General features: G+C 51.3%; 7 protein-coding genes. 2 read left to right on the forward strand and 5 right to left on the reverse strand.

Annotated elements, in window-relative coordinates:
• Positions 1 to 53 precede the first annotated feature (53 nt).
• The 5 genes from ATW55_RS13850 to ATW55_RS13870 form a co-directional block, all read right to left on the reverse strand.
• A complete protein-coding gene (locus ATW55_RS13850) occupies positions 54 to 251 on the reverse strand; it encodes a hypothetical protein (RefSeq protein WP_067719130.1) in 198 nt (65 codons plus the stop codon).
• Between the two features lie 409 nt (positions 252 to 660).
• Positions 661 to 1,527: a pentapeptide repeat-containing protein gene (locus ATW55_RS13855; RefSeq protein ID WP_067719134.1), complete on the reverse strand. Its 867-nt coding sequence runs from the start codon at positions 1,525 to 1,527 to the stop codon at positions 661 to 663.
• Between the two features lie 14 nt (positions 1,528 to 1,541).
• Positions 1,542 to 1,871, reverse strand: coding sequence for a PadR family transcriptional regulator (locus ATW55_RS13860; RefSeq protein ID WP_067719138.1), 330 nt, complete (start codon positions 1,869 to 1,871; stop codon positions 1,542 to 1,544).
• Between the two features lie 344 nt (positions 1,872 to 2,215).
• Positions 2,216 to 3,931: an MFS transporter gene (locus ATW55_RS13865; RefSeq protein ID WP_067719142.1), complete on the reverse strand. Its 1,716-nt coding sequence runs from the start codon at positions 3,929 to 3,931 to the stop codon at positions 2,216 to 2,218.
• A gap of 24 nt (positions 3,932 to 3,955) precedes the next feature.
• Positions 3,956 to 4,402, reverse strand: a complete 447-nt coding sequence (locus ATW55_RS13870; protein WP_235587143.1) for a MerR family transcriptional regulator — start codon at positions 4,400 to 4,402, stop codon at positions 3,956 to 3,958.
• A gap of 113 nt (positions 4,403 to 4,515) precedes the next feature.
• On the opposite strand from ATW55_RS13870, the gene ATW55_RS13875 reads away from it, so the two are divergent.
• On the forward strand, positions 4,516 to 5,250 hold the full coding sequence (locus ATW55_RS13875; RefSeq protein WP_235587144.1) for an MBL fold metallo-hydrolase: 735 nt from the start codon (positions 4,516 to 4,518) through the stop codon (positions 5,248 to 5,250).
• Positions 5,251 to 5,451: 201 nt separating this feature from the next.
• Complete coding sequence (locus tag ATW55_RS13880; RefSeq protein WP_067564781.1) at positions 5,452 to 5,865, forward strand: AbrB/MazE/SpoVT family DNA-binding domain-containing protein; 414 nt, start codon at positions 5,452 to 5,454, stop codon at positions 5,863 to 5,865.
• Positions 5,866 to 5,986: the final 121 nt, after the last annotated feature.

The raw sequence follows: 5,986 nt of genomic DNA on the forward strand, positions 1-5,986 counted from the left end.
GCACCTGGAGGCCCCCTAGGCGTAGCCATAGACCGGTATTACGAGTTTCGGGGCTAAACTAAATTTGACAATTCCACCCGGCCAAAGCCGATGACACGATCATTGTCCATCGCGAGGGTGACATGCGTGCTGGCGTTGAAAACTTTCGTGATGATGTCTGCGTTATGGTTCATCCAGCCGACGGATGCATAGACGTCTTGCAGTTTCTCCGGGTTGACGGAAGGGAAGTCATTGTGTAACTTGAAGTTCAATCGTAACCCTCCGTTTCGCGTAATGCGCGATGATGGATCTGTTCGGGCGTCTTTCGTAACGTAGGAATACGGGGCGAAGTGCCGTATTTTGAAATTATTCTATTTGCCATATTCGTCATAGAATCGTCGTAAAAAACGAAAATCTTTCTTATTCCCCGCCCATAATGGAATGAGCTGCCCCGTATGCGAAATAAGCATAACACTCAAACAATAGGATGGAACACATAATTAATGTATGAATTTCTCCAGAAATGACCAAACTACGCGAGAAACGATGTCCGGACAATCGAGAATTACATCGTGACCTGCATTGGGAATCAAGATCACCTTGAGAATGTGCAACCTTCGCGAAAGACGGTGCGTTCCTGCCTTTCGTTCTTCATCGAGTTCTATTGGACAGGTGGCATCCTTAGATAACCGTGACGTTTGATAAATCGCATCCTATGCCTTTAAGCGAAGCATAGGTCAGCTTATCCAACATCGCGCCGTCAAAGCAGATGGTTTTGATGGCACGGTAGTATTTTTTGGACCAGGTAAATCCGGAAAGGAAGGATACGTTTCTTAATGTCGCACCTCGAAACGAAACGTCGTTCAGTGCAGATTTATCAAACTTGACACCGATGAAGGTTTGCCCGTCAAGGCACATGCCTCGCAGATCGGAATACTTGAAATCAACGCCATGAAAGATGCAATTCTCAAAGGTCGTTTTTCTGAGATCAGTCATGGTCAATTTGGCATTGGTCAGTTTTACATCGATAAACATCGCGCCTTTCAAACTTGACATGCTCATTCTAGTGCGTTCAAGTGTGGATTTGCGGAAGCTCACTTCCGTTAGGTCTGAGGTGGAAAAACTACAGTCTGTCAGATCTGCGCCGTCAAAGTTGGCTTTGCGCATATCGCAGGCCTCAAATGAACTGCCGGTCAAATCGGCGCCTTCAAAGTCCGTTCCGCGCAAGGCGCTCGCTTTGAACCTTCCTTTGTGTAAACTAACGCCCGCGAAGTTACTCTCTTTCAGATTGCTCGCGCTGAAGTTTATCAGCACCTGGCGCTCCAGTGAGTGGGAGAGGTTGGCGACCTCCTGTACCGTTTGCTCAATGTCGCCGATGCTGTCAAGGGTCATTTCAAAAGCTGTATCATCATCCTTGCCTTCGGCTTTGAGTTCACGAAAGCGCTCCTGCAAATCGGAGAGAAGGTCAGCCTTTAATTCGGTAACGCTTTTTATCCCATCGTAGGGCGCGAATACATCGTTTAAATAGTTCGTCAGTTTATCATGCATAACGTCAAATCCCCTTACAATAAGATGTCGAGCACGCGTTTTGCGTACTCCCAATTGTTTTTGTTGCTGGCGTAAGTAGTCCTACCTTTTTCGGTTATCCGAAAGTACTTGCGCCGTCCCCCCTGAGATTCATCGCCCCAATACCACTCGATGTCACCATCTGCCTCAAGCCGCCGGACGCTTGAGTACATCGTAGCTTCTTTCAACTCATACTCACCATCTGAACGCTCGGCGATCAGTTTGACAATTTCGTAGCCGTAGCGGTCAGCTTCGGATAAGAGTCGCAAAATCATCGTATCGGTGTGTCCTCGCAGCAGGTCAGATGTGATTTTATTCTCACTCATATCGTCACCTCGACATCAGCATCATACTTCATATTACTATTACAGTCAATGTACTTTGATAATCATTTTACAGTGAGTGATTAAGATGCGTCGATTTATAACAAAATAAACCCGTTATTCCGCTGACGAAAATCAGCAGATAATGGGTTTTGGGGGTGTTTTCAGCATTTAAGCATCCTTTCCACGCAACGTGCGATGAAGGATCCGTTCAGAACTCTTGTGACTGACAAAAGATAAAATGGTCATCAGGACTCCACACGTGCAGATCATCAGCGATGTAACCCCGCAACCATCATACGTCGGTTATTCGTCTGAGATAAATCTCCGCGCAGTGCGGAGAATTTTTACTTGGACTCAGTGGACGATTCGCTCTCGCGATGGATATAGCGCTTGCCGCGAAAAAGAGAGACGACGGCGGCGATGAGGGACATGATGAGCGAGACGGTGAAGGCGAGTACGAGACCGTGCATGAAGGGCTGCGCGATCAAGGTCGGGAAGAACCTCTGACCGACGATGACGCTCGCCTGACTGGCTGGCATGTGCTGGAGAATTCCGAATTGCTGTAGCAGGTTTTGCAAAGGGTTATACCCGAGCAGCGCCGCAAAGAGCGAGGCGGTTGGCGGCAAATGGGAGATTTGCACGGCTCCCGCGAGTGGGACGCCGTGGCGTGTAAGTCCCGTCAGCATGGCGTGCGGCAACTTCTGTGCGAGTCCGGCAATCATGACGGAAAAGAAGAGTCCCATGCTGAGCATGGAGCCGGCGTTCGTGAAGGTGGAGCGCATCCCTGATCCGACGCCGCGATACTGCGGCGGGAGGGAATTCATGATGGCGGCGCTGTTCGGTGACGCGAAAAGTCCCATGCCGGCGCCGATAATGAAAAGATACGTAAAAAACATCCACGGATTGAAATCCACAGGGAGTGTGGCCATCAGGAAAAAACCGAGGGCGGTAAGCACCATCCCGGAGGTGGCGAAGATGCGCGCGCCAAAGCGGTCGGAGAGCATTCCGCTGACAGGGCCTGCGACGAGAAATCCAATCATCTGCGGCAGGGTGTAGAGTCCTGCGATCAGTGGCGTTCGCGCGTAGGAGATGCCGTGCAGTGGGAGGTAGATTCCCTGCAGCCAGATGATGAGCATGAACTGAAGGCCGCCGCGCGCCAGTGATGCGAGCAGTCCGCTCAGGTTGCCTGCGGTAAACGGCCAGATCCGAAAGAGCTTCAGATTGAAAAGCGGCTGCTCGGTAATGTTTTCGATGAGGACGAAAAGGCCGAGCACAAACACGCCGCCGATCAGTCCTGTGAGCACCCAGGGATTGGTCCAGCCCATCGTGTGATGGTTGTATGGCATGATGCCATAGGTGAGGCCGAGCATGATACCGAGAAGACCGAGCGTGAGCGTGACGTTGCCCCAGATGTCCAGGTGTTGCTTTGCCGCCTTCTTGTTGACCTCTTTGAGCGCAATGTAAGCCCACACGGTGCCAAAGAGGCCGACGGGGACGTTTACGAGAAAGATAAAGCGCCAGTTGCCCGTCGCGGCGAGCGCCCCGCCGATCAAAAGGCCGATGATCCCGCCGCCAACGGCTGCGACCTGGTTTAGTCCGAGCGCCAATCCGCGCTGGTTCTCGGGAAAGGCGTCCGTCAGGATGGCGGCGCCGTTGGCAAAGAGAAAACCGCCGCCGATGCCTTGAATGATGCGGAAGATGATCAACTCGACTTCTCCCGCCGTCCCTTTGCTCCAGGTGAGTGCCGCGAGTACGGAGCCGATGGTGAAAATGAGAAATCCCATGTTGTAGAGGCGCACGCGACCAAACATGTCAGACAGTCGGCCGAACAGCACGAGCAGTACGGTGGTCGCGATATTGAAGCCGAGCAGCACCCAGAGCAGGAGCCCGGTTTGATTGCTGGCGAGTGGGTTGACCTTTAGTCCATTGAAAATCACAGGGAGCGCGATGATCAGGATAGACTGATTGATCGTCGCCATTAAAACGCCAAGCGTCGTGTTTGACAAAGCGATCCACTTATAGTGGGGGCTCGCGTTCTTTGGTGTGGCGTCAGGCGGCATTAGGTTATTCTCCTTTACTTTCTTTTATTTGCGAATTCCATTTTCGCGAAAATCCAGAGATTTTTGCAGACGCTCTTGATAACGATTGCGCATCGCAGTCACGCTTTTTATTTTTTCATCCATTTTTTCAATCAGGTGTCGGAGCACCTCGATATAGCGATCGGTGTATTCCAACTGTCTGTCTTGATCCTGCCTGTTCTGATGGAACGATTGTCGCAATGCGTCGAGCGCCTGCTCGGCGTCGAGAATTTCGCGAATCTCTTGAAGTGAAACGCCTAAATTCTCTTTCAATCGAAGAATCTGCTGCAAGCGTTCCACCGTTTCCTGGTCATAGAGGCGGTGCCCGCCGCTGGTTCTTGAACTGGGCGCGATCAACCCGACTTCTTCGTAATAGCGAAGTGTGCGCGGGGTTACAGGAAGTTGGCGAAGGACGGCCTCTACGGTCAATTCACCCGATTCTTGTTCTGTCACGGTCATCACCGGCCTTGAGTGGAGTTGCAAGAAGCACCTAAGAAACGATAGTATACAAACACGCACCTGACGTCAACGTCAGGTTTGGCGAAATCAAATTTTTGGGGTGAATCATGAGAATCGCAGACGGTGTTGAAATGTTGGAGCTTGAAATGGCATTTGCGGGAAACGCGAGCGTGATTCATCCTACGCTTCTTTATGATGACAAACACGCAGTTTTGGTGGACGTGGGTGTGCCGGGACAACTTCACGCCATCCGCGCAGCGGTCGAGAAGGCGGGGGTTCCTTTTGAGCGCATTGACGCGGTGATTCTCACCCATCAGGACATCGATCACATCGGCAGCATCGAGGCGGTGCTAGGCGCGCTTGATCCGTCGGTGGCGGTGTATGCACACGCCGAAGATAAGCCGTACATTGAAGGGGACAAACCGTCGATCAAGATGACCCCCGAGCGCGTGGCGCAGATGCTCGCGCGCATGCCGGAAGACGCGCGCAAGCAGGCGGAGGCGATGTTTCTCCATCCGCCAAAGGCGAAGGTGACAAACGTTGTGGCGGACGGCGAGATCCTGCCGTTTTTTGGTGGGGTACAGGTGGTGTTTACACCGGGGCACACGCCGGGGCATATCGCGCTCTATCATCTTCCAAGCAAGACGCTCATCGCGGGGGATTCTACGGTGAGTCGCGAAGGGAAGCTGCTCGGGCCGAGCGCCCAAGCGACTCCGGATATGCCGGAGGCTTTGGCGTCTCTGAAAAAGTTCACAGCGCTCGATGTTGCACAGGTGATCTGCTATCACGGCGGCCTGTGCGACGATCACGTGAATGAACAGGTTCGCGATTTGACGAAGTGAGTTGATACATGATGCGGCTGTTCGCGAAGTGAGTTGAAAGGATTCTTGGGGTGGAGACGAAGGGGCGTCTCCACCCTTTTTCGATCTGCTACATTCTTGAGGTTTATCGTCTAATCTTGACATAGTAGTGTATCATGATTACTAAGAAACCTGTTTTCTGTGTAAATGGAAAATCATATTCTGATTAAGGAGGCATACAATATGGAAACCCTATTGACGAAAGGACATACCGTGGAGGGGAAGTATTTGGATGCAAAACCCAAGGTTATCAGCGTCTCGAAAAGCCGCCAGATTACCTTGCCGATACAGTATTATCGCGAGCTTGGCATTCATGATGAAGTAGAATGTCTGTTGCGAAATGACGAAATTGTCATTCGGCCAGTTCGACGTGGGGATGATTTCTCAGAAGAGATCCTCAAGGATTTGATTCAACAGGGATACAACGGGGAGGCGTTGTTAACAGAATTTCAGCGATTGCGCGATGGGATTCGTCCGGCAGTAAAACGAATGGTAGATGAGGCACATCAAGCTGCAAAAGATAGGATGGATAGCCGTTCTCCAGAGGAACAGCTTATCGAATTGTTTCGCGACGACAGCGTCGAACAGGGGGACTGATTTCCCTGATCCCCTTTTTTCACCGACCTCCTTTTGAACGATACTGTAGCCGCTCGCGCTGTTTGACGGTGAATGAGCGGTTTTTTGTTATCCGCATTGACGAAGGATTTTGTCAATGATT

It is taken from the genome of Ferroacidibacillus organovorans, assembly GCF_001516615.1.
In the GTDB taxonomy this organism is placed as follows: domain Bacteria; phylum Bacillota; class Bacilli; order Alicyclobacillales; family SLC66; genus Ferroacidibacillus; species Ferroacidibacillus ferrooxidans_B.

Excerpts from the sequence above, each read along its gene's own strand:
- ATW55_RS13880 (WP_067564781.1), top strand. The coding sequence starts at position 5,452 with ATGGAAACCCTATTGACGAAAGGACATACCGTGGAGGGGAAGTATTTG.
- ATW55_RS13860 (WP_067719138.1), bottom strand. The coding sequence starts at position 1,871 with ATGAGTGAGAATAAAATCACATCTGACCTGCTGCGAGGACACACCGAT.
- ATW55_RS13865 (WP_067719142.1), bottom strand. The coding sequence starts at position 3,931 with ATGCCGCCTGACGCCACACCAAAGAACGCGAGCCCCCACTATAAGTGG.
- ATW55_RS13875 (WP_235587144.1), top strand. The coding sequence starts at position 4,516 with ATGAGAATCGCAGACGGTGTTGAAATGTTGGAGCTTGAAATGGCATTT.
- ATW55_RS13855 (WP_067719134.1), bottom strand. The coding sequence starts at position 1,527 with ATGCATGATAAACTGACGAACTATTTAAACGATGTATTCGCGCCCTAC.